The sequence below is a fragment of the Billgrantia antri genome, from assembly GCF_017868935.1.
GTDB classification, from domain to species: Bacteria; Pseudomonadota; Gammaproteobacteria; order Pseudomonadales; family Halomonadaceae; genus Halomonas; species Halomonas antri.
This window is the reverse complement of sequence record NZ_CP053383.1, coordinates 828,335-848,319: the sequence shown is the minus strand read 5'-3', so window position 1 is coordinate 848,319 and position 19,985 is coordinate 828,335. Positions and strand designations below refer to the sequence as shown.

Genomic DNA, 19,985 nt, shown 5'->3' with positions numbered 1-19,985 from the left:
CGCCCGACACCGTCGTGCGGGGCGCAGCGCTCAGGTGCGAATACCGGGCACGTCCTCCTGCAGCTTCGGCATGGGCTGTCGTGGAGGCACGTCGATGGGGACCTCGATCTCCCCTACCTCCCCTGCCTGCCAGAAGCGCAACCGGGCATCCTCGTCCACTGCAATATCGCGCACCAACTCGAGATAGCGCAGCGGCGTCTCGGGTACCTCTTCATTCACCTCGAGCAGCAGCGCACCGGGCCGCAGGCCGGCCTCGGCGGCCGGGCCGTGCACGTCGCTGACCAGCACGCCGGGGAGATCGGGCAGGCCCAGCGCCTCGCGAAGATCCTCGGTCGCCGGCACAACGGAAATTCCCAGCGCCACGACCACCTGGTCCTCCACCCCCTCGTAGTCGATCCTTCGGGCCGCCTTGAGTACCTGCGGCGCCACGTAGATGCTCGCGCCCACATGGAGCGCCAAGGCGATGGCATCGCTGGGCCGACTGTCGATGAGACGCAACGCTTCGCTCCCCGGCAGACGCAGCGCCAACATGCCATAAAAGGTGCCGTCGATGATGGCATCGACATACACCCGCTCCAGGGTAGCGTCGAACTCACCGAGTACGTCACCCAGCAGGTCATGCGTCATGGGCCGGGGCGGGCGCTCGCCAGCCAAGCCGCGCAAGATGGCGCCCGCTTCGCTGACACCGATGAAAATGGGGATCACTTCGCGCGCGCCCGGCTCGCGCAGCAACACCACCGGTGGCCCACCCAAGCCGGCCCAGCCCACCGTGGCGACTTCCACTTCGACCATGTCAGCGATATCGGCGGCCAGCTCGCGCGCGCCCACGCCCATCGAGCCCGCCGACAGCAACGCACCGCATAGCAGTGACATCAGACAATGCCAGCGCAACGGCAGTGACATGAGCCTCTCCAGGTTCAAGCGTGGTCTCTTCAGCATGGCACCCGTGACGCACGCCTGCCATGTCACGCTCCGCCATAGCTACCGCCACAGACTGAGCCCGGCCCTCTTCGGCTTGAAAGCGGCTGCATGGCGCTTCATTCTTAAGTCTCGTTTCCATGGAAGGACAGGCAATGGACGACGTCGCCAGCGACTTCCTGGCCAACAATGCCCTGTTCGTCGAGCTTGCCGTGGCGCTGCTGCTAGGAGCGCTGATCGGCATCGAACGTGGCTGGGTGGCCCGCGAGCGGGAGTGGGGCGAACGCGTGGCCGGGGTGCGCACCCATGCCCTGGTGGGACTGTTCGGTGGCGTGGCGGCCCTGCTGTCGGAAACGCTCACACCGTGGGCGTTCCCGCTGATCTTCTTGGCCGTGGCAATCATCGCCCTGGTCGGCTATCGGGCGCGCATGGAACAGAGCCGTGATTACAGCATTACCGGGCTGGTCGGGCTGCTGCTGACTTTCTGCTTCGGCGCCCTGGCGGTGGCGGTAGGCATGGCCCTGGCCACGACCTGCGCAGTGGTCACGGCACTGATTCTCGACAACAAGCGCGAAATCCACGGCTTGCTCAACAAATTGCAGGCCAACGAACTCGACGCCGGTCTCAAGCTGCTGTTGATCAGCGTGGTAATGCTGCCACTGCTGCCCAACGAGGAGATGGGCCCCGGCGGCGTGCTCAATCCCCGGGAAATCTGGTGGCTGGTGGTATTGATCGCCTCGATCTCGTTCGTCGGCTATTTCGCCGTCCGCCTTGGCGGCACCGAGAAGGGCATCATTTTCACCGGCCTGTTCGCCGGGCTGAGTTCCTCCACCGCCCTGACCCTGCAGTATGCCCGTCAGTCACGGCGCGAGCCCCAGTTCGCCCCGATGCTTGCCTCCGGCATCCTGCTGGCCTGCGGCACCATGCTGCCGCGCCTGCTGCTCTATGCCGCGCTCGTCGGCCCTGCCTTGTTGCCTCAGCTGCTGGCACCGGTGATTGCCATGGGCGCCACCCTCTACCTGCCGGCACTGTGGCTATGGCACCGGCATCGCCGCCATCTCAAGGCCGACCGGCCGATGACCCAGAACCCACTGGAGCTGCGTGCCGCCCTGCTGCTCGGCGCCCTGCTGGCGCTGGTCATGGTGCTGGGCGAATGGCTACGGGATTGGCTCGGCAATGCCGGCCTCTACCTGCTGGCAGGCGTCTCGGGGATTGCCGACGTGCATGCTATCGCGCTGTCGCTGAGCCGCATGGCGATGAGTTCCATCGAAGTCACCGTTGCCGTGCAGGGCATTGTACTGGCCGCCGCGGTAAACAACCTGTTCAAGGTCGTACTGACCGCAAGCGCGGGTAACCCACGCCTGACCCGAAGCATCGCAGGCCCCGTGGCAGCCTCGGCGGTGGCCGGGCCGAGCGTGGCCTGGCTGATGTGATCAGGACAGTCTGAGCGCCTCACGGAAGCCGCCCCAGAACATGCGCTTGCCGTCGAACGGATGGTTGGCCGGATCCATCATGGCCGCCAGGCGCGGATCCTCCATTACCTTGGCGTTGATGCGATCGCGTTCCTCACGCGAAGCGTAGCGAATCCAGGCAAAGATCACCGTCTCCCCCGGCTCCAGCTTGACGCTCTGGGGGAAGGAGGTGTGCTCCCCCGGCTTGACGTCATCGGCAACGCATTCGACGTACTCTAGCGCGCCGTGATCGCGCCAGACCTCGCCGGCCTGCCGGGCCATCTCCAGGTAAGCATCCAGATTGCCTTCAGGCACCGGCAGCACGAATCCATCAACATAGCTCATGGTCTTGTCTCCTGTGAGGGTGGCTGAGCCGAACGGCTCATGCTCCCTTCGAACCGGCAGCGGCAAAATCGACAGCGTGCCGCCATGCCGTCACTTCCTCCAGACGACGCTCGAGGAAACGTCGCTCGGCGCCGTGCGTCACCAGCTCGAGCGCCTGTCGGTAATGTTCGGCTGCGTCAGCGTGGCGCCCCAATCGGCGCAGCAGGTCGGCACGCGTCGCCGGCAGCAGGTGGTAGCCAGGAAGATGCACGTGCTCAAGCAGCTCGAGCCCCACTTCCAAGCCATCGGCCATGGCCACCGCCACGGCCCGGTTGAGCGCCACCACCGGCGTGGGCTGGATGGCATAGAGCAGGCTGTAGAGCGCGGCGATGCGCCGCCAGTCGGTTGCGTCCGGCGCCGGCGCCCGGGCATGCAGCGCGGCGATGCCGGCCTGCACCGCGTAGCCGCCGGGCATACCGCCACGCAGCGCGATCTCGACGTGGGCACTGCCCTCCTCGATCTCCTCGGCATGCCACCGCGTACGATCCTGCTCCTCCAGCAGCACGATATCGCCGGCTTCGTCGGTACGCGTGTCACGCCGGGCATGGTGCAGCAGCATCAGCGCCAGCAGGCCGCGTGCCTCGCGCTCGGCCGGCAACAGTCGTACCAGCATGCGCCCCAGACGAATCGCCTCGGCGCAAAGGTCGCCGCGCACCCAGTCGTCGCCGAAGCTGGCCGCGTAACCCTCGTTGAAGATCAGGTAGATCACCGCCAACACCGCTTCCAGGCGCTCGCCCAGGGCAGCGTCGTCGGGCACCTCGAAGGGAATGCCGGCATCGCGAATCTTGGCCTTGGCCCGTACCAGGCGCTGGGCCAGCGTCGGCACCGGCACCATGAAGGCACGGGCGATCTCCTCGGTGCGCAGCCCTCCCAAGGTATGCAGCGTCAGCGCCACCTGGGCCGGCCGGGCCAGGGCCGGATGGCAGCAGGCGAAGATCAGGCGCAGGCTGTCGAGAGGCTCAGCCTCGAGGTCATTGTCATGCAGCAGCTCCAGATGCTGGCGCAGCTCGTCGCCCTTGCGCTCGCGCATCTGCTGGTGGCGCAGCTGGTCGACCACCTTGTGACGCGCGGTAGCGATCAGCCACGAGGTCGGGTTCGGCGGCCAGCCCTGCGTCGGCCACTGCACCATCGCCGCCTCGAAGGCCGCCTGCACGGCATCCTCGGCCAGCTCGAAGTGGCCAAAGCGGCGAATCAGGCTGGCCAGCACGCGGCCATACTCATGGCGATAGAGTTCGTCCAGGGTCACGCAAATCCCTCAGAGTCGATAGGCAGGGTCCACCGGCCGCACCTCGACCGAGCCGCCGACCCGCAGCGGCGGGATGCGCCGGGCCAGCCCCAGGGCCTCGTCCAGGTCGCGACACTCCACTACGTGGAAGCCGCCCAGTTGCTCGCGACTCTCGGCGAAGGGGCCGTCCAGCATCACCGTCTTGCCATTCTGCTCGCGCAGCGTGGTGGCGGACGCCACCGATTGCAGCCGCGCCCCGCCCCGATAGTGGCCGCTGGTGACCATGTCCTGGATCAGAGCATTGTAGTCATTCATGACCGCATCTCGCTCGGCATCCGGCAGGCCGTTCCACAGCGCCTCGTCGATACAGCACATCAGCATGTATTGCATGGTAGTTTCTCCTGGTAAACGCAGCCTCATGACTGCCTGCTGAGAGATCGAACGAGTGCCTGGTAAATCGACAGGTATCGAGCCGACTGCTTCAGTCCAGGCCCGCGCCCCGTTGTTCCTATCGCCCACTCGCAAGTAGCCGGCAGGCGACGCCCCATGATGCGCATGGTGCGCCGAACCGATTCCTTGCAATATAGGCGAATGGCTGCCCGCTGCAGCGCCTGACGAACCGATACACGAAGGACATCAAGATGAAAATCACCCGCAGCCGTGACTTCACCGCCGAACGCGCCTGGGGAGCCAAGGACATCGCCAACATGAACGGCATTACTACCCGCCTGCACTGGACCGACCAGCCATACCGCTGGCACGTCAACGACGGCGAGGAAGTCTTCGTGGTACTCGATGGTCAGGTTGAGATGCGCTATCGCAGCGAGGGTGTCGAGTATTCCCAACTGCTGGAAGTGGGCGACATCTTCTTCGCCTCGGTGGGCACCGAACATGTCGCCTGTCCGCTGGGAGAAGCCAGGGTGCTGGTGGTCGAGAAGGAAGGCAGCGTCTAGGCCCCGCTCCACTCCACCACGAAGCGCTCCCTGGGCCAGCGCACCTTGGCTAGCCCGGCCAGGCGGTCCTCCGCCATGTCGCGATAGCCCAGCGCCAGCAGCACCACACTGCGCAGCCCCCTCTCCTCGAGGCCCAGCAGGTCATCCAGCGCCGGCGGGTCGAAGCCTTCCATCGGCGAGGCGTCGATCCGCTCCGCGGCGGCGGCGGTGAGTGCCGTACCCAAGGCGATATAGGCCTGCCGCGCCGCCCAAGGTTGTTTCTCTTCCGGGGTGAAACCGGCAATGGCGGCATGCAACGACTGACGATAGCCCTCCAGCTCCTTTGGGTCGAGATCGCGCGCCGCGGCAGTCAGTGCGATCAGCTCATCCACGTGTCGCCCGTCCACCTCGGTCCAGGCGGCGAAGATCAGCAGATGGGAGCACTCGCTGACCTGGGGCTGATCGCATGCCGCATGTCGGATCCGCTCACGCAGCGCAGGGTCTTCCACCACCAGCACGCTGTATGGCTGCAGGCCGTAGGACGATGGTGCCAGGCGCGCGGCCTCGAGGATGGTATCCAGCGTTCCTCGAGATATCTTCTTTCCATTCATGCGCTTGGCGGCGTAGCGCCAGTGCAGGGCTTCCATGAGCGACATTGGGATTCTCCTGTGGTCAGGCTTCCGCCGTGACAGGCGGAGCGGTATTGCGGCGCGAGGCACCGCGGTGGAAGAGGACCGCGCCGAGGAGTACCAATGCCCCCGCCAGGCCCAGGTAGGGTGGTACCGCCTCCCCCAGCAGCGAGACGGCAATCAGGGTGCCTACCAGCGCAGCCACCATGCCGATCTGGCTGAGATAGACGGGGCCGGCAAGCTTCTGCAGCACGAAGTAGAAGACGTAGAGCACGGTGAAGACGACGACTTCGGCGAGCAGCAGGCGGAGCACCCCTGTCGAGTCGATCAGTTGGCCGAACTGATGCGCTTCGAGCGCCAGCACGAAAGGGGCAAGCGTCAGTGCTCCGCCCAGTAGCATCAGCGCGGCGAGATAGACCGGCCCGGCCTCTCCGGGCCAGCGCAGGGTGCGATAAATGTTGCCCAGCGCGATGATCAGCGGGATCGTCAGCACCAGCGCCACCCAGCCCTGGGCGCCCTGCATGCCGCCCGCCTTGGCCCATGCCAGCAGCACCCCGCCGGCCAACCCCAGCAGCACACCGGACAGGCGCAGTGCTCTGATGCGCTCCATGCCTAGCCCCACCGCCAGCATCCAGGTGACGAGGATCGGGAAAGCGAAGCTGAGCGAGACGAAGCCGGCGCCCACATGACGCACCGCCAGGAAGCCCAGGGCGTTGGGTAGAGCGAACAGCGCGCCGGAGACCAGCGCGTACTCGACGATGCGACGATCGAGCCGCATCGGTTGGCGCTGCAGGCCGGCCAGGACCAGCAACAGCAGGCCGGCACCGCTCACCGCCACCATCAGGAAGCTCAGGCGCGGCGCGCCGGCTCCGTCGGCGAGCTTGGCCACGACCAGCGACAAGGCCAGGAGGCTGCCGACCAGCAACAGGCAGCCCAATGCGTACCAGCCAGTGCGGTTGCGTGTATTCGTAGAGTTAGTCATGATCGACCCCCATAGTACGGCAAAAAGAATCTTGCCGAAAAGTATCTTGATGGAAAGATAAACGCACCTATGAACCGTGTCAAGCAAGCCATTGCCCAATGGCAACGGGAAATGCCCGATCTCGACCTGCTGCCGATGGAGGTGGTGGGCTATATGAAGAACACCCATCAGCTCACCCAGGAGCGTCTGCTGACCTTGTTCAAGGAGTACGACCTGCAGGCCGGTGAGTTCGATGTGCTGGCCACGCTGCGCCGTTCGGGGCCGCCCTATCGCCTGGGGCCGACGCAGCTGTTCGAGACGCTGATGATCTCGTCGGGCGGCATGACCAGCCGGCTGGATCGGCTGGAGAAGGCGGGCTGGATCGCACGCTCGCCGAATCCCGAGGATCGGCGCGGCACGCTGGTGTCGTTGACCGACAAGGGCATCGCGCTGATGGAGGAGATGATTCCCCGACACGTGGAGAACGAGGCCAGGATTCTCGCTGCTCTCAGCCGCGAGGAGCAGCAAGAGCTGAGCCGGCTTCTCGACAAGCTGCTGGTGGGCTTGGCCCGCGAGACCTGAGCCGACCAGGCCGCGCTAGGCGAAGGTGAACAAGTCACCCTGGCGGTGGCGCCGCTCGTGTTCCACTAGCCAGCGCTTGCGCGGCAGTCCGCCCCCATAGCCGGTCAAGGTGCCGTTGGCGCCGATCACCCGATGGCACGGCACCACGATGGCCACCGGGTTGGCGCCGTTGGCCAGACCCACGGCGCGACTGGCGCCGGGTCGCCCTATTCGTGTCGCAAGCTCGCCATAGCTGATCGTGGTGCCGGCCGGAATCTGGCGCAGCGCCTGCCACACCAGGCGCTGGAATGCGGTGCCGCCGGTCGCCACCGGCACCGCGTCGAGATGAGACGGATCACCGGCGAAATAAGCCTCCAGGGCTTCACGCACGACGGCAGGCGCTCTGCCCTTGGCAACACGATACTCGCGGTAGTGACGTCCCAGCAGGCGATGCAGGCGCTCGTCGTGGCTGTCGAATTCCAGTGCCCGCAGCGCTCCCTGGTCGTCGCTGACCAGGCTCAGCTCGCCCACCGGGGACGCCATCAGATCAAGCCAGAGCTGCATCACCTCTCTCCTCTCTCGGTCTTGCCATCGTTGTCGCCATATCGGCCTGCCACAGGTGCATCACGGCATAGGCACGCCAGGGCCGCCAGGCCTCGGCACGCGTGAGCAGCTCAGGTGGCGTGGGGCGCCGGCCCTGCTCCGCCAGCGCGCGTTGCAGCGCCACATCCGTGGGCAGGAAAGCGTCACTCTCCTGCAGGCCGCGCATGGCGATGTAGTGCGCAGTCCATTCGCCGATACCCGGCAGGGTACAGAGATGCACCACGGTGTCGTCCAGATGCAGGCGGCGGTCGAACAGCTGCGGCTGCTCGCGGTAGGTCGCTGCCAACCGCACCAGCGCCGTGGCGCGTGCGCCGGGCATGCCCAGCGCCCTGATCTCGTCGAAGGTGAAGCGCTCGGGGGCGGGAAACAGCCGGCCCAGGCCGGCCTCCTCCTGGCCTGCCACGCGTTCGCCCAGCCGCTCGACCAGCCTGCCGGCGAGCCGCGTGGCGGCGTCGACGCTGACCTGCTGACCGAGAATGGAGCGCACGGCGACCTCGAAGGGATCCCACCCGCCGGGCACGCGCAGCCCGGGGCGGCGTTCGACCAACACCGCCAGAGCCGGGTCGCGACCTAGCCCTTGGCGTATCGCCTCGGGATCGGCCTGCAGGTCGAAGAGCCGCCGAAGCCGGGCAATCACCCCGGGTAGCACCGCAAGGTCGGGTAGCCGAATCGACGCCTGCAGTGCCTTGGCGTCGGGAACATGGTTCACGCTGACGCTGCCCACTGCCTCACCTACGCGGAAGAGACGGTGATAGCTCTCCCCGTCGATACGTTCGAGCCCCGGGATCGCACGCCGGGCCAGGAAGGCCAGCATCGCCTGCCAGTCATAGGGGGGGCGGTACGGCAGACACAGCGTCAGCGCAGGCGCCTGGGCAGCGCCTCCTTGATGGCCACGTAGCGTCCCTGGCGCCCGGCCAAAGAGCTTCCTGAACACCTCGTTGAAACGGCGCACGCTGCCGAAGCCGCTGGCCAGCGCCACGTCGGCAAGGGGCAGCCCCGTCTCATGCAACAGTTGTTTCGCCAGCAACACGCGCCGGGTCTGGGCCACGGCCAGCGGTGATGCCCCGACATGGCGTTGGAACAGCCGGCGCAGCTGGCGCGAGCCCAATCCCAGGCGGTCGGCCAGTGCCTCTACTCCGTCGTCATCGAGTGCGCCTTCGTCGATCAGCCGCAGCGCCCGCTTCACCGTGGTCGAGGTACCGGCCCAGGCCGGGGAGTCCGGAGCGCTCTCCGGCCGGCAACGCAGGCACGGTCGATAGCCTGCTTCCTGTGCCGCTGCCGCAGAGGCGACGAAGCGGCAATGCTCGAGTTTCGGCGTCTGCGCCGGGCAAATCGGACGACAGTAGATGCCGGTGCTGGTCACGCAGGTGAAGAAGCGTCCGTCGTAGCGCGCATCACGAGCCAGCAGCGCCTGGTAGCAGGTATCGGTCGAGAGGTTCATGGACCCATTCTAGCCTGGGTGCTGCCAATGTCTGGCGGTTTTCGGACGTGAACGGCAATGCAAAATGGCTCTCCGAAATATCCCCGAACTGGCTCTTAGCAAGGAACCAACCAGGCCTCACACTCGAAGGACAGCCGCAATTGTGAGGATTCACCGATGCCCATCCGCCATGCCACCCTGGCCGACCTCGAGCCACTCAGTGAACTGCTCGACGCCTACCGCCGCTTCTACCGCCAGGAGCCCGACCTCGAGGACGCCCGGCGCTTCCTGCAGGCACGCCTGGAACGCGGTGATTCGCACATTCTGGTGCATGCAGGCAGCGCAGGAGAGCTGCAGGGCTTCGTACAGCTCTATCCGCTGCTCTCTACCGTGCGCCTGGCGCCACTTTGGTTGCTGAATGACTTGTTCGTCTCACCCGCGGCGCGGCGCGGCGGTGTCGGCCGCGCCCTGATGCAGGCCGCCCGGGAGCTGGCCGAGAGCCATGGCGTCGGCCACCTCAAGCTTGCCACCGAGATCGAGAACCATGCGGCCCAGGCGCTCTACGAGTCGCTCGGCTGGCAGCGCGACACCACCTTCTACCATTACGGCCTGCTGTTCGATACCACAGCGGGCCAGGGCTGACCGGAGGCGCCATGTACGTTCCCCCATCGATGCGGCTCTCGCGCGAGCAGGCTTGGAGTCTGATAGAGAGGCACGACTTCGCCGTCCTGGTCGGCGCCGACCTTGAGGCTACCCACCTGCCCCTCCTCCTGGAACGCAGCGAAGGCGAGCAGGGTACGCTTTATGGCCACTTTGCCCGAGCCAACCCGCACTGGCGAATGCTCAATGGCAGCCGGGCGCTGGCGATTTTCAACGGCCCCCATGCCTATGTCTCACCGACCTGGTATGCCAATCAGCCAGCCGTGCCCACCTGGAACTACCTGGCCGTGCACGCCACGGGCACCCTCGAATTGCTGGGGACAGAGGCCACGCGTGAACTGCTCGAGCGCAGTCTGGCCCACTTTGAGCCCGCCCTGCTCGATTCGCTGTCCCGTGAACAGGGTTATCTGGAAAAGATGCAGGCCGGCGTGGTCGGTTTTCGATTGCCCATCGAGACACTCACGGGCAAAGCCAAGCTCGGTCGCCAGCGCTCTGAGGCGGACCAAGCCGGCGTCGAGGCGGCGCTGGCCGAGAGCCGCAACCCACAAGCACGCCAGTTGTGGCACTACATGCAGCGATTGACCAATGAGGAGAGCCCTACATGACCCTGGCTGACGTAACGCAAAACGACTTCGGCCAGCCAATCGGCGCTCCCCAGCCTGCCTGGAAGCCGGCTCGGCGGCCCGAGCGAACGACGCTGACGGGCCGCCTGGTCCGCCTCGAGCCACTCTCGGCCGAACGCCATGCCGATTCGCTGCACGCCGCCTTCATGGTGGCGGGCGAAGGCCCGCTCGACGCCCCGGCGGCTCGCTGGACCTACTCCGGCGGCATGCCGTTCACCAATGCCGAGCAGTGCCGTATCTGGCTGGTCGACCGGGCGCGTAGCAACGATCCCCTCTTCTACGCCATCGTCGAAGCGGATTCCGGTCGTGCCCTGGGGCTGGCCAGCTATCTCAACATCGTACCGGAACATGGCAGCATCGAGGTCGGCCATATTCACTTCACGCCCGCGCTTCGCCGCAAACCGGCCGCCACCGAAGCCATGCTGCTGCTGATGCGCCACGCCTTCGCGCTGGGCTACCGGCGCTACGAGTGGAAGTGCAACGCCCTCAATGCCCCCTCGCGGCGTGCCGCCGAGCGCCTGGGCTTTCGCTTCGAGGGCATTTTCCGGCAGCACCGGGTGGAAGGCGGACATAATCGCGATACCGCGTGGTTTTCGCTGCTCGACGGTGAATGGCCGGCCGTCGAGGCTCGTCTTGAGGGTTGGCTCGCGCCAGAGAACTTCGACGCGAAGGGAAGACAGTTGTGTTCGCTATCGGCGCTGACGTACGAGGCCTGCCAGGCCGGTTAGCCCTTCCCCAGATCGCACCACGCCTGGGCCAGCCACTGCCCGGCGCGACCGATCTCGGCCTCCACGGTGCCGGCGTAGCCCAGCACCAGGCCCGGCTGACCGGGAGAGGTCAGGTAGTAGCTCGACAGCGGCGACAGCGAGATGCCCTCGCGCCTGGCTTGCTCGACGAGAATCCGCTCCTGCTCGGGCGCGTCGAGCCAGGCCACCAGGTGCATGCCAGCCTGTCCGTCTGACAGACGCAAGCCACGCGACACCGCCGGCGCCAGCGCCTTGCGCAGCAGCGCTTGGCGCCGACGGTAACAGTCACGCATGCGGCGAATGTGGCGTGAGAAGTGGCCACGGGCGATGAACTCGGCGAGCGCCGCCTGCACCGCGTACTGCCCTTCGCGATGCAGCCTGGCGTTGGCCCGGCGAAACGGCTCGATCAGCCCATCGGGCAATACCAGGTAACCCAACCGCAGGCCGGGATACATCACCTTGCTGAAGGTGCCGACATAGATCACTCGCGAGTCTTCCACCAACCCCTGCAAGGCGGCAATGGGCCGCTGGCCATAACGAAACTCGCTGTCGTAGTCATCCTCCACGATCCAGGCGCCATGTCGCTCGGCGGCTTCCAGCAGCGCCAGGCGCCGAGTGAGGCTCATGGTCACGCCACTGGGGTACTGGTGCGATGGCGTGACGTAGATCAGCCGAGGGGAGCCTGGGCATGCTGGCTCCACGACACCCATGCCCTCGGCATCCACCGCAACCGGGGTCATCTTGAGCCCGGCGGCGGCGAAACAGGCCTGGGCGCCGTGATAGCCCGGCTCCTCGAGCCACACTTCATCGCCGCTGTCGGTCAGTAGCCGCACGATCAGCTCGAAGCCCTGCTGGGCACCCTGCACGATGAGAATCTGCTCGGGACGACAGCGCACCGAGCGGGAGAGCTGCAGATAGTCGGCCAGCACCTCGCGCAGTGCCGGCACGCCCCCTTGGGCCTGGTAGTCGAGCCAATCCATCGGCATGCGCTGCTGGTACCGGTGCAGCAGCCGCTGCCACTGGTCATGGGGAAAGCGGTCCAGTGCGGGCACGCCGGGAGCGAAGGCGGACGAGGTCGTCTGGCGGGCGTGGCTGTATCCAAGCAGCAGGGTGCCGCGCGTGGAGAGCAGCGGTCCTGCATCGGACGGCAACCGCGATGAGATGGCGACGTCCTCGGCGACGTCCTGCGCTTGCGGAAACGGCAGGTCGGCGATGAAGGTACCCGCCCCCTGGCGGGTCGTGAGGAAGCCTTCGGCCAGCAACTGGTCGAAGGCAGCCAGCAGCGTGTTTCGCCCCAGGCCCAGGTCGCGGGCCAGCTGGCGGGTGGAAGGCAAGCGCTGGCCGCTGGTCAGACGACCGGCCCGAATCCATTCGCGCAGAGCGTGATAGAGCCGCGTGCTCAAGGGCAGGCTCGACGGCTCTCCCAACACCAGGCCCAGCGCATCGGTCAGTCCTTCCGCCTGTTCGAGGGGAACCGCATTTCGTAACGCTACGCCTTCAGCGATCCGGTTCATCCGCCACCACTCGGTTGCGGCCGGCTCGCTTGCCCTCATAGAGATTCTGGTCGGCGCGATGCAGGATGGCCTCGACCGTTTCCTCGGTACCGTGAAACGCCGAAACGCCACAGGTAATCGAGGTCTCGAAGCGCCGTCCCTCTTCCGAGGTAAATGTCTGCTCGCGTACCAGTTGGCGAACCTTCTCCGCCACACCGACGGCTTCCTCGAGGCCGGTTTCGGGCAGCAGCAGAGCGAACTCCTCACCGCCGAGCCGGGCCGGGATATCGTTCGTTCGCAGCCGCTCACGCAGCAACTTGCTCACCGTCACCAGCACCTGATCCCCGGCGGGATGGCCATGGGTATCGTTGATCCGCTTGAAGTGGTCGTAGTCGAACAGCACCACCGAGGTGGGTCTGCTGTATCGACGATAGCGTGCCAGCTCCTGTAGCAAGCGCTGCATGAAGTAGCGACGGTTGAACAGACCCGTGAGCTCATCGGTGCGTGACAGTTGGCGCAGGCGCAGCTCCAGCCTCTTCTGCTCAGTGATGTCGCGCACCGTGCCGATCAGGATCTGCTCGTCGCCTTCCGGCACGTAGTCGGCCAGCTCATGCACCCAGCGCACCTCACCGTCGGGGCGCACGATGCGATGCTCCACGTCATGGCTACCGGTTTCCTGGGCACGCCGCATGCTGGCCTCGACGCTTTCCAGGTCGTCAGGATGGACCATGACCTTGAAGGCACGAATGCTGGGAGTGAACGTGTCTGGATTGACGCCAAAGATGTCGTAGACCACCTCGGACCAGAACAGCTCGTTGGCCTTGAGGCTGGCTCGCCAATAGCCCATCCGGGCGATCTGCTGGATGCGTTGCAGGGTGCGGCTGAGGTTCGCGATCTCCTCGCGAGCCTGCTCGAGCTCGCGGCGAATTTCGGCACAGGGATCTTCTGGAAAGCGGCCATTCGCCTCCCGGGTAAGCCGCTCATGATCGATTCTACCCTGCGAACCCTTCATGTCATCTCTGCGACAATTTCGAGTAAGTTGGATGCAGCATACCGCTTGTAGTGTCTCTCTACCAACGCTCCCCGTTCCCGAGCTGCGCACGGTCTCGCAGATGTCGCGACAGTCCCGTACGCCCTTCACGCATCATGGCATGATGGTTCCAGATCACGACCGGCCGCGCCACCCAGGCCAACAGCCCCATCCAGGGTCGCGCCGTGCGAACCTGCCATAGATAGCGGACACGGGTACCCGTCTGCTTCGCCTGCAACTGCCAGCGACCGATACCGACCACATCGCCGCAGGCTTCGCCCTCGATCAGACGGGGCCGGTAAACGCGGGTGATGCGGATGTCAAAGCGCAGGCCATAGCCCAGCCGGCTCTTCCAGACGAAACGCTGGGTGCGACCGATCCCCTGCTCGTCCCCGCTCACGAGTTGCCGTACCTCCACCAGGCCGGGCCACCAGTCGGGCCAGTGTAGCGAGTCGGCCAGGGCATCGAAGACCGCCTCGAGCGGAGCGTCGAGATGCCAGACGGTCTCGAAGTGAAAACTTGGCATGAGGCGCGACTCATTCATGAACGACAGGCCCCATGAACCTCAGGGCGAGAAATGGTCATGGGGGAAGGCTGGATCGAGGTCGAGATCCTCCAGATGCACGCTCTCGAGGCGCTCGCCCCGACGGTCATAGCTGATCACGCGGCGAGGGAACAGCGTTTCTCCGTCGAGCCAGAGGTCGTAGCGCGCCACCTCGTGCACGGCGCGGCCGGGCTCGGCCTCCACCACGACGTGCTGCACCGAATGCCCCTCGAGTTCCGTCGGCCCGAGCAGGCGAGCGCTCCCGTGTTGCTGCAATCGCTCGACGTTGCGCAGCAGCGTGCCCACGTCCGACTGGTCCACGCGATGCCCGCGCGAGCTGCGTACCATGCGGTTGGTCGGGCGCAGGGAAAGCCCCGGCCGCTTGCCCGGCGAGCCGAAGGGCCACAGTTGCACCTTGCCCGTATCGGGGCGGTAGATCAGTACCGCGCCACGGTAGGGAGACTCCATGTCCATCCGCACGTAGCCGGGGGTCCGATAGCTGTAGCGGATGACCTCCTCCCCTCCGCTACCTTGGCTGCGCAGCGTGAGGCGATAGCCCTGCAGCGCATCGATACGCGCCAGCGCCGCGGCGACCGGGTCCTCCTCGATGGAAGCGCTCATCGCCACCAGTACGAGTAGCAACATGTGGGCTCTCCTCGAATCCCTCCCTTGAGCCTAGCAGGGGCCACGGCGGCGAGTGAGACATAAAGGTCGAGAGGCGGCGTGCATGCTATCGTAGAGGCGTCGCCAACCCATGGAGAGGCCAGATGAAATACCTCGGAGCCCATGTCAGTGCCGCCGGCGGGCCCGACCAGGCCGTATTGCGTGCCGTCGAAATCGGCGCCGACGCCTTCGCGCTGTTCACCAAGAATCAGCGCCAATGGCGGGCCAAGCCCCTCGACGATGCCACCATCGAGGCCTTCCGCGCCGCCTGCCGGGAACATGGCTTCGGCCCTGGCCAGATCCTTCCCCACGACAGCTACCTGATAAACCTCGGCCACCCGGACAAGGCGGGGCTCGAGAAATCTCGCGCCGCCTTTCTCGACGAGATGCAGCGCTGCGAGCAGCTCGGCCTGACGCTGCTCAACTTCCACCCCGGCAGCCATCTCAAGAAGATCAGCGAGAGCGAATGTCTCACTCGCATCGCCGATTCGATCAACCACGCCCTGGCCGAGACCCGCGGCGTCGTTGCAGTGATCGAGAACACCGCCGGCCAGGGGACCAACCTGGGCTGGCGCTTCGAGCACCTGGCCGAGATCATCGAGCAGGTCGACGACAAGTCGCGGGTCGGCGTCTGTATCGACACCTGCCACGCCTTTGCCGCCGGCTACGACCTGCGTACGCCCGAGGCCTGTACCGCCACCCTCGACGAGTTCGGCAAGGTGGTCGGCTTCGACTACCTGCGCGGCATGCACCTCAACGATGCCAAGAGCGAATACGCCAGCCGCGTCGACCGCCACTACAGCCTGGGCCAGGGCAACATTGGCCTCGAAGCCTTCACCACCATCATGCGCGACCCGCGTATCGACGAAATCCCGCTGGTGCTGGAGACCATCGAGCCCGAGATCTGGGCCGAGGAGATTGCCTGGCTGCGCACCCAGGTCGCAGATGGCTGACTTCTTGACTGACCAAGCGGACGCCGGCTGAGGCACGTGGCGCGCCCGGGCATGAGCGCGCCGGCTCCCCTCATGCCACTCAATCCAGCATCACCGCCTGGGCATAGTCGCGTGCGGCGCGCCCTTCGCGCAGCGTCTCAGCCCACCAGGCGAGCCGCGCCAACAGGGTTTGCATGCCACGCTCGTAGCGCTGTGCCTGAAGCGGCTGGCCCTGCTCATCGAACTGCTCCCAGACGCTGGGAAACATCACGCCATCGCGAATCCCTACCGCGTGGAGTTCGGCGAAGACATGGCGCAGGTGCTCCACCGCCCGCAGCCCACCCGAGGCGCCACCGTAGGAAACGAATGCCACTGGCTTGGCCTGCCACTCCGCCTTGTAGCTATCGATCAATGCCTTGAGCGCGGCGGGGTAGGAGTGGTTGTACTCGGGCGTGACCGCGATGAAGGCATCCGCTTCGTCGAGGCGTCCGGCGAATGCCGAGTCGGCCTCGGCGGCGGGATCGATCACAATCGGCGCGAACGCCTCCCGGCGCTGGACCTGCTCGACGACCCACTGCCCCACGGTATCGCAGAGCCGTCCTTCTCTCACGCTGCCGTAGATCACGGCCACCTTGATCGTATCGCGCATCGCGATTTCTCCTTGCGGGGTGAAGATGCGATGAACGATAAGACCTCAAGCAAGGTTGAGGTCAAAGATCGACGTACCAATGGCTTCGATAGGATCTGGCTATTCAAGCTCGACCAGCCCATGTCGCATCGCGTAGCGAAACAGGCCCGCCAGGGAATTGGTATTGAGCTTGCGATAGATGTTGCTGCGGTGCGACTCGACCGTGCGCGTGCTGATGGCCAGTGCTTCGCCGATATCGCGGCTGCTCATGCCTTCGAACATCAGCTTCAGGATGTCGGTTTCGCGCTGGGTCAATCGCCCCTCCTTCTCCTCGAGCAGAACCCGCGAGACGCTGGAGCCGAAGTGGCTGCGTCCGCTCGCCACCTCGCGCAGGGCGAAGACCATCTCCTCCGCCGAGGCATCCTTGAGCACATAGCCGGCGGCACCGCAGGCCACCGCGCGCCGAATGTACTCCTCGTTGTCGTGCATGGTCAGCACCAGGACCCGAATACCGGGGCAGGTCTCCTGCAGAATCTTGCAGGCTTCCAGACCGGAAATGCCGGGCATGGTGATATCCGTAACCACCACGTCCGGTCGCAACTCCTGCGCCAGCGTCAGCAGCTCCTGCCCGGAACTCGCCACGCCTACCAGGTCAATTCCCGGCTGCGCCTCCAGCCGGTACCTCAGCCCTTCCAGCACCAGCGGATGGTCATCCGCCAAAAGTACGCGTATAGACCTTTCCATCGCTTCTCTCCCCACTCGTCATGCTGGAGGCTCGCTGAAACGGCACCTTGAGCCTGATGCGCACACCCTTGCCGGGTGCCGCCTCGATCGTGAGGCGCCCCCCCAGCAGGTCCACGCGATCCTGAATGTTGCGCAACCCCATGCCGCTACCGTCCTGTTCGCGGTGCGGGTCAGGACGCCAGGCAAAGCCTTCGCCATCGTCGGCGATCTCCAGATACACCCAGCTGCGACGCCGCAGGACCTTTACCCTGACCTCGCGCACCTTACCGGCGTGTTTCTCGATGTTGTGCAGGCTCTCCTGGGTAATGCGATACAGCGCCGTCGCCAGCACCGGCTGACAATGCCGGCTGTCGATGTTCGACTCGAAGTGAATGCGGACGGGCTGACGCTCCGCCAGCTCCGAGCAGAGGCTTTCGAGAGCCGCGACCAAGCCCAGGTCGTCGAGCACGCTCGGGCGCAGGTCGCAGGCCAGCCGGCGGAGGTCCTGGATGCCCGTCTCCAGGATACGGTCGGTCGCCGCCAGGGCGGCGGAGGCATCGAGGTGATCGCCCCGGTCCAGGGCATCGTCGATGCGCTCCAGCTTGAAGCGCGCCGACACCAGCAGTTGATTGATACCATCATGGAGTTCGCGGGAGATCCGCCGACGCTCCTTCTCCAGGAAGCCGAAGGTCTTCTGGGCCATCTTGACCAGTTTGCGATTGGCCACCCGGGCTTCGCTCAGGTTGACTGCAAGGCCTATCACGGCAATGACCAGCAGACAGGAAACGGTGAAGAACGCCATCAGCAGGATGGTCCTGCGCGCATTCTCCAGCATATGTTGTTCCATCTGGCCGACGACCTGCTCGATGTCATCCAGATAGAGGCCGGTGCCGACCATCCAGCCCCAGTCTTCCAGTCCGATGGAGTAGCCCAGCTTGAGCACCGATTCACCGCCGGACGGCTTGTCCCAGCGGTATTCGGTATAACCCCCGCCCTCCCGGGCGCGCTGGACGAGACTCTGGATCAACAACTTGCCGTCCTCGTCGCGAAAGTCCCACAGGTTCTGGCCCACCAGGTGATCCAGCCGCGGATGGACGATGCTCAGGCCGTCGTAGTCATAGACGAAGAAGTAGCCATCGGAGCCATACTCCATCCGATGGAAAGCCTCCGCCACGCGGCGTTGCGCCACGTCTCGGGGCAAGGATGGGTCTTCATAGATATCACGGACCGCCGTATAGGCGAGCTCCATGTAGTTCTTGAGTTCCGCCTTCTTGGCTTCTAACAACCCCTCCTTGAGTATTTCCGACTGCACCCCACTCAATCGTGCACTCTGATGGATGGCGAATACCGTCACACCGGCGATGAGAACCAACAGAGGGAGCAAGGTAAGCAGTGTCAGCTTGGTTCTGAACGTGAACACTGGCGTATACCTGATTCATTATTATTGTGTGCCCGAAAGCCCCACCGAACTCGATACGAACGAGATTCGGCAGGGCCTGATTTCAAACTCGGGGTCAACTCTCGAGGCGACTTACCATCCTACCACCGCCGGCAACCACAGCACCACGTCGGGGAAGACGATGATCAATGCCAGTGCCAGGAGCTGAATCAGCACGAAGGGAACGGCGCCCTTGTAGATATCGCCCGTGGTGATCCCCGGCGGCGCCACGCCCTTCATGAACAGCAGCGACCAACCGAAGGGCGGCGTGAGAAACGACGTCTGCAGGTTCATAGCGATCAGGATGGCGACCCAGACCATGGACATGTCGCCCTGGCTTGCCAGGAAAGGCAGGAACAGCGGCACGGCGATATAGGAGATCTGGATCCACTCGAGGAAGAAGCCCAGGAAGAAGATCAGCAGCAGCATGAAGATCAATGTGCCGTACATGCCGCCCGGTACCCATTCGAACATCGCCTCAATCAGAAACTCGCCGTCCAGCCCGCGGAACGCCAGGGCGAAGACTTGGGAGGCGATCAGCACGAAGAAGATCATGCAGCTGATGCGCAGCGAGGTCTTGACGGTATCGGAGAGCACCGGCAGGGTCAGGCGGCCGGAGACGACGGTCAGCACCAGCGCCCCCACGGCCCCCACCGACGCCGCCTCCGTGGGTGCGGCTACTCCGCCGATGATCGAGCCCAGCACGGCGAAGATCAGCAGCAGCGGCGGCACCACGACCTTGACGAAGTCCTTGCCCAGCTCCTTCTTGCTGACGGCGGCGCGCTCCTCTTCGTCGATGGCCGGAACGTCGGCGGAAAAGAAGAAGGCCAGCACCAGCAGATAGGCCAGATACATGCCGGCCAGCAGCAGGCCGGGCACCAGGGCCGCGGCGAACAGGCTGCCCACGGAGAGGTTCATGATATCGGCCAGCACCAGCAGCACCAGACTGGGCGGAATGATCTGCCCCAGGGTGCCGGCGGCACAGATGGTGCCGCAGGCTACCGTCTTCTTGTAGCCGCGGCGCACCAGGGTGGGCAGAGCCATCAGGGTCAGCGTAACGATGGCCGCGCCGACGATGCCCGTTGCCGCGCCCAGCAGCACGCCCACGATGATCACCGCCAGGGCCATGCCGCCCGGCAGGCCGCCGCACAGGTGACCGATCACGTCGAGCATGCGCTCGGCGATCTTCGAGCGTTCCAGCATCACGCCCATGAACACGAACAGCGGTATGGCCAGCAGGGTGTAGTTGGAAACGACACCGTAGATCCGCGAGGGCAGCAGCTCGAACAGCCAGCCGTCGAAGCCGATGAAGCCGAACACGAAGCCGACGAAGGCCACCACAAAGCCCACCGGAATGCCGGTCATCACCAGCACGAAGAAGGCCACGATCATGGCCAGGGCGTAATATTCCAAGGGCATGG

General features: G+C 65.3%; 23 protein-coding genes. 7 read left to right on the top strand and 16 right to left on the bottom strand.

Going from position 1 to position 19,985, the window contains the following annotated elements; all coding sequences use genetic code 11:
• Positions 1-30: 30 nt before the first annotated feature.
• Positions 31-903, bottom strand: coding sequence for a bifunctional nuclease domain-containing protein (locus HNO53_RS04060; RefSeq protein ID WP_242597536.1), 873 nt, complete (start codon positions 901-903; stop codon positions 31-33).
• Positions 904-1,073: 170 nt separating this feature from the next.
• Here HNO53_RS04060 and HNO53_RS04055 point away from each other — a divergent pair, with 170 nt between their 5' ends.
• The gene (locus tag HNO53_RS04055) at positions 1,074-2,351 is read left to right on the top strand and encodes an MgtC/SapB family protein (protein WP_209476476.1); all 1,278 of its coding nucleotides are present in this window, start codon (positions 1,074-1,076) and stop codon (positions 2,349-2,351) included.
• Here HNO53_RS04055 and HNO53_RS04050 read toward each other — a convergent pair whose 3' ends face one another.
• From HNO53_RS04050 to HNO53_RS04040, 3 genes are read right to left on the bottom strand one after another with little or no spacing between them, the layout of a single operon-like run.
• Positions 2,352-2,714: a DUF1428 domain-containing protein gene (locus tag HNO53_RS04050; protein WP_209476474.1), complete on the bottom strand. Its 363-nt coding sequence runs from the start codon at positions 2,712-2,714 to the stop codon at positions 2,352-2,354. It abuts the gene before it with no gap.
• Positions 2,715-2,751: 37 nt separating this feature from the next.
• Positions 2,752-3,999: an RNA polymerase sigma factor gene (locus HNO53_RS04045; protein WP_338034800.1), complete on the bottom strand. Its 1,248-nt coding sequence runs from the start codon at positions 3,997-3,999 to the stop codon at positions 2,752-2,754.
• Positions 4,000-4,008: 9 nt separating this feature from the next.
• A complete protein-coding gene (locus HNO53_RS04040; protein WP_209476472.1) occupies positions 4,009-4,368 on the bottom strand; it encodes a YciI family protein in 360 nt (119 codons plus the stop codon).
• 251 nt (positions 4,369-4,619) lie between these two features.
• Here HNO53_RS04040 and HNO53_RS04035 point away from each other — a divergent pair, with 251 nt between their 5' ends.
• Positions 4,620-4,931, top strand: coding sequence for a cupin domain-containing protein (locus tag HNO53_RS04035; protein ID WP_209476470.1), 312 nt, complete (start codon positions 4,620-4,622; stop codon positions 4,929-4,931).
• On the opposite strand, the gene HNO53_RS04030 is transcribed toward HNO53_RS04035, so the two are convergent.
• Together HNO53_RS04030 and HNO53_RS04025 are read right to left on the bottom strand one after the other, a co-directional pair.
• Entirely contained in the window at positions 4,928-5,566 is a 639-nt protein-coding gene (locus tag HNO53_RS04030; protein WP_209476468.1) for a nitroreductase family protein, read from the bottom strand. The genes HNO53_RS04035 and HNO53_RS04030 overlap by 4 nt on opposite strands.
• A 16-nt stretch (positions 5,567-5,582) precedes the next feature.
• The gene (locus HNO53_RS04025; protein ID WP_209476467.1) at positions 5,583-6,521 is read right to left on the bottom strand and encodes an EamA/RhaT family transporter; all 939 of its coding nucleotides are present in this window, start codon (positions 6,519-6,521) and stop codon (positions 5,583-5,585) included.
• Between the two features lie 69 nt (positions 6,522-6,590).
• Between HNO53_RS04025 and HNO53_RS04020 the strand changes: the two genes are divergently transcribed.
• Positions 6,591-7,082: a MarR family winged helix-turn-helix transcriptional regulator gene (locus tag HNO53_RS04020; RefSeq protein ID WP_209476465.1), complete on the top strand. Its 492-nt coding sequence runs from the start codon at positions 6,591-6,593 to the stop codon at positions 7,080-7,082.
• 15 nt (positions 7,083-7,097) lie between these two features.
• On the opposite strand, the gene ogt is transcribed toward HNO53_RS04020, so the two are convergent.
• Complete coding sequence (gene ogt / locus HNO53_RS04015) at positions 7,098-7,625, bottom strand: methylated-DNA--[protein]-cysteine S-methyltransferase (RefSeq protein WP_209476463.1); 528 nt, start codon at positions 7,623-7,625, stop codon at positions 7,098-7,100.
• On the bottom strand, positions 7,609-9,105 hold the full coding sequence (locus tag HNO53_RS04010) for an AlkA N-terminal domain-containing protein (protein WP_209476461.1): 1,497 nt from the start codon (positions 9,103-9,105) through the stop codon (positions 7,609-7,611). Before HNO53_RS04010 ends, ogt begins: the two co-directional genes overlap by 17 nt.
• A gap of 156 nt (positions 9,106-9,261) precedes the next feature.
• On the opposite strand from HNO53_RS04010, the gene HNO53_RS04005 reads away from it, so the two are divergent.
• The 3 genes from HNO53_RS04005 to HNO53_RS03995 are packed head-to-tail and all read left to right on the top strand — an operon-like array spanning position 9,262 to position 11,095.
• On the top strand, positions 9,262-9,726 hold the full coding sequence (locus HNO53_RS04005; RefSeq protein ID WP_209476459.1) for a GNAT family N-acetyltransferase: 465 nt from the start codon (positions 9,262-9,264) through the stop codon (positions 9,724-9,726).
• Positions 9,727-9,737: 11 nt separating this feature from the next.
• Positions 9,738-10,349, top strand: a complete 612-nt coding sequence (locus HNO53_RS04000) for an FMN-binding negative transcriptional regulator (RefSeq protein WP_209476457.1) — start codon at positions 9,738-9,740, stop codon at positions 10,347-10,349.
• Positions 10,346-11,095 carry a GNAT family N-acetyltransferase gene (locus tag HNO53_RS03995; protein ID WP_209476455.1) on the top strand — a complete coding sequence of 250 codons (750 nt, stop codon included), beginning with the start codon at positions 10,346-10,348 and terminating at the stop codon, positions 11,093-11,095. Before HNO53_RS04000 ends, HNO53_RS03995 begins: the two co-directional genes overlap by 4 nt.
• Here the strand turns inward: HNO53_RS03995 and pdxR are convergent.
• Genes pdxR through HNO53_RS03975 form a run of 4 tightly spaced genes read right to left on the bottom strand, consistent with a single transcriptional unit; the run spans position 11,092 to position 14,825 of the window.
• The gene (pdxR, locus tag HNO53_RS03990; RefSeq protein ID WP_209476453.1) at positions 11,092-12,627 is read right to left on the bottom strand and encodes a MocR-like pyridoxine biosynthesis transcription factor PdxR; all 1,536 of its coding nucleotides are present in this window, start codon (positions 12,625-12,627) and stop codon (positions 11,092-11,094) included. The two genes, HNO53_RS03995 and pdxR, sit on opposite strands and share 4 nt — an antisense overlap.
• On the bottom strand, positions 12,611-13,618 hold the full coding sequence (locus tag HNO53_RS03985; RefSeq protein WP_209476451.1) for a GGDEF domain-containing protein: 1,008 nt from the start codon (positions 13,616-13,618) through the stop codon (positions 12,611-12,613). The genes pdxR and HNO53_RS03985 overlap by 17 nt, the downstream gene beginning before the upstream one ends.
• Positions 13,619-13,676: 58 nt before the next feature.
• Positions 13,677-14,162 (bottom strand): SRPBCC family protein, encoded by a 486-nt coding sequence (locus HNO53_RS03980; protein ID WP_209476449.1) that lies wholly within the window; start codon positions 14,160-14,162, stop codon positions 13,677-13,679.
• A gap of 39 nt (positions 14,163-14,201) precedes the next feature.
• Positions 14,202-14,825 (bottom strand): LolA family protein, encoded by a 624-nt coding sequence (locus HNO53_RS03975; RefSeq protein ID WP_209476447.1) that lies wholly within the window; start codon positions 14,823-14,825, stop codon positions 14,202-14,204.
• Positions 14,826-14,947: 122 nt separating this feature from the next.
• Between HNO53_RS03975 and nfo the strand changes: the two genes are divergently transcribed.
• Positions 14,948-15,796: a deoxyribonuclease IV gene (gene nfo, locus HNO53_RS03970; RefSeq protein ID WP_209476445.1), complete on the top strand. Its 849-nt coding sequence runs from the start codon at positions 14,948-14,950 to the stop codon at positions 15,794-15,796.
• A gap of 79 nt (positions 15,797-15,875) precedes the next feature.
• On the opposite strand, the gene HNO53_RS03965 is transcribed toward nfo, so the two are convergent.
• The 4 genes from HNO53_RS03965 to HNO53_RS03950 all read right to left on the bottom strand — a co-directional run bounded on the left by HNO53_RS03965 (position 15,876) and on the right by HNO53_RS03950 (position 19,983).
• A complete protein-coding gene (locus HNO53_RS03965; RefSeq protein WP_209476443.1) occupies positions 15,876-16,424 on the bottom strand; it encodes an NADPH-dependent FMN reductase in 549 nt (182 codons plus the stop codon).
• A 99-nt stretch (positions 16,425-16,523) separates the two neighbouring features.
• Complete coding sequence (locus HNO53_RS03960; protein WP_242597535.1) at positions 16,524-17,147, bottom strand: response regulator transcription factor; 624 nt, start codon at positions 17,145-17,147, stop codon at positions 16,524-16,526.
• The gene (locus HNO53_RS03955; RefSeq protein WP_209476441.1) at positions 17,113-18,546 is read right to left on the bottom strand and encodes a cache domain-containing protein; all 1,434 of its coding nucleotides are present in this window, start codon (positions 18,544-18,546) and stop codon (positions 17,113-17,115) included. The genes HNO53_RS03960 and HNO53_RS03955 overlap by 35 nt, the downstream gene beginning before the upstream one ends.
• 111 nt (positions 18,547-18,657) lie before the next feature.
• Positions 18,658-19,983, bottom strand: a complete 1,326-nt coding sequence (locus HNO53_RS03950) for a TRAP transporter large permease (protein WP_209476439.1) — start codon at positions 19,981-19,983, stop codon at positions 18,658-18,660.
• Positions 19,984-19,985: the final 2 nt, after the last annotated feature.

Coding starts and splice junctions, on each gene's coding strand:
- HNO53_RS04020 (WP_209476465.1), top strand. CDS start 6,591: ATGAACCGTGTCAAGCAAGCCATTGCCCAATGGCAACGGGAAATGCCC.
- HNO53_RS04055 (WP_209476476.1), top strand. CDS start 1,074: ATGGACGACGTCGCCAGCGACTTCCTGGCCAACAATGCCCTGTTCGTC.
- HNO53_RS04025 (WP_209476467.1), bottom strand. CDS start 6,521: ATGACTAACTCTACGAATACACGCAACCGCACTGGCTGGTACGCATTG.
- HNO53_RS03950 (WP_209476439.1), bottom strand. CDS start 19,983: ATGCCCTTGGAATATTACGCCCTGGCCATGATCGTGGCCTTCTTCGTG.
- ogt (WP_209476463.1), bottom strand. CDS start 7,625: ATGCAGCTCTGGCTTGATCTGATGGCGTCCCCGGTGGGCGAGCTGAGC.
- HNO53_RS03965 (WP_209476443.1), bottom strand. CDS start 16,424: ATGCGCGATACGATCAAGGTGGCCGTGATCTACGGCAGCGTGAGAGAA.
- HNO53_RS03980 (WP_209476449.1), bottom strand. CDS start 14,162: ATGCCAAGTTTTCACTTCGAGACCGTCTGGCATCTCGACGCTCCGCTC.
- HNO53_RS04040 (WP_209476472.1), bottom strand. CDS start 4,368: ATGCAATACATGCTGATGTGCTGTATCGACGAGGCGCTGTGGAACGGC.
- HNO53_RS03975 (WP_209476447.1), bottom strand. CDS start 14,825: ATGTTGCTACTCGTACTGGTGGCGATGAGCGCTTCCATCGAGGAGGAC.
- HNO53_RS04005 (WP_209476459.1), top strand. CDS start 9,262: ATGCCCATCCGCCATGCCACCCTGGCCGACCTCGAGCCACTCAGTGAA.
- HNO53_RS04010 (WP_209476461.1), bottom strand. CDS start 9,105: ATGAACCTCTCGACCGATACCTGCTACCAGGCGCTGCTGGCTCGTGAT.
- HNO53_RS04000 (WP_209476457.1), top strand. CDS start 9,738: ATGTACGTTCCCCCATCGATGCGGCTCTCGCGCGAGCAGGCTTGGAGT.
- nfo (WP_209476445.1), top strand. CDS start 14,948: ATGAAATACCTCGGAGCCCATGTCAGTGCCGCCGGCGGGCCCGACCAG.
- HNO53_RS03985 (WP_209476451.1), bottom strand. CDS start 13,618: ATGAAGGGTTCGCAGGGTAGAATCGATCATGAGCGGCTTACCCGGGAG.
- HNO53_RS03960 (WP_242597535.1), bottom strand. CDS start 17,147: ATGGAAAGGTCTATACGCGTACTTTTGGCGGATGACCATCCGCTGGTG.
- HNO53_RS04060 (WP_242597536.1), bottom strand. CDS start 903: ATGTCACTGCCGTTGCGCTGGCATTGTCTGATGTCACTGCTATGCGGT.
- HNO53_RS03995 (WP_209476455.1), top strand. CDS start 10,346: ATGACCCTGGCTGACGTAACGCAAAACGACTTCGGCCAGCCAATCGGC.
- HNO53_RS04030 (WP_209476468.1), bottom strand. CDS start 5,566: ATGTCGCTCATGGAAGCCCTGCACTGGCGCTACGCCGCCAAGCGCATG.
- HNO53_RS04035 (WP_209476470.1), top strand. CDS start 4,620: ATGAAAATCACCCGCAGCCGTGACTTCACCGCCGAACGCGCCTGGGGA.
- HNO53_RS04050 (WP_209476474.1), bottom strand. CDS start 2,714: ATGAGCTATGTTGATGGATTCGTGCTGCCGGTGCCTGAAGGCAATCTG.
- pdxR (WP_209476453.1), bottom strand. CDS start 12,627: ATGAACCGGATCGCTGAAGGCGTAGCGTTACGAAATGCGGTTCCCCTC.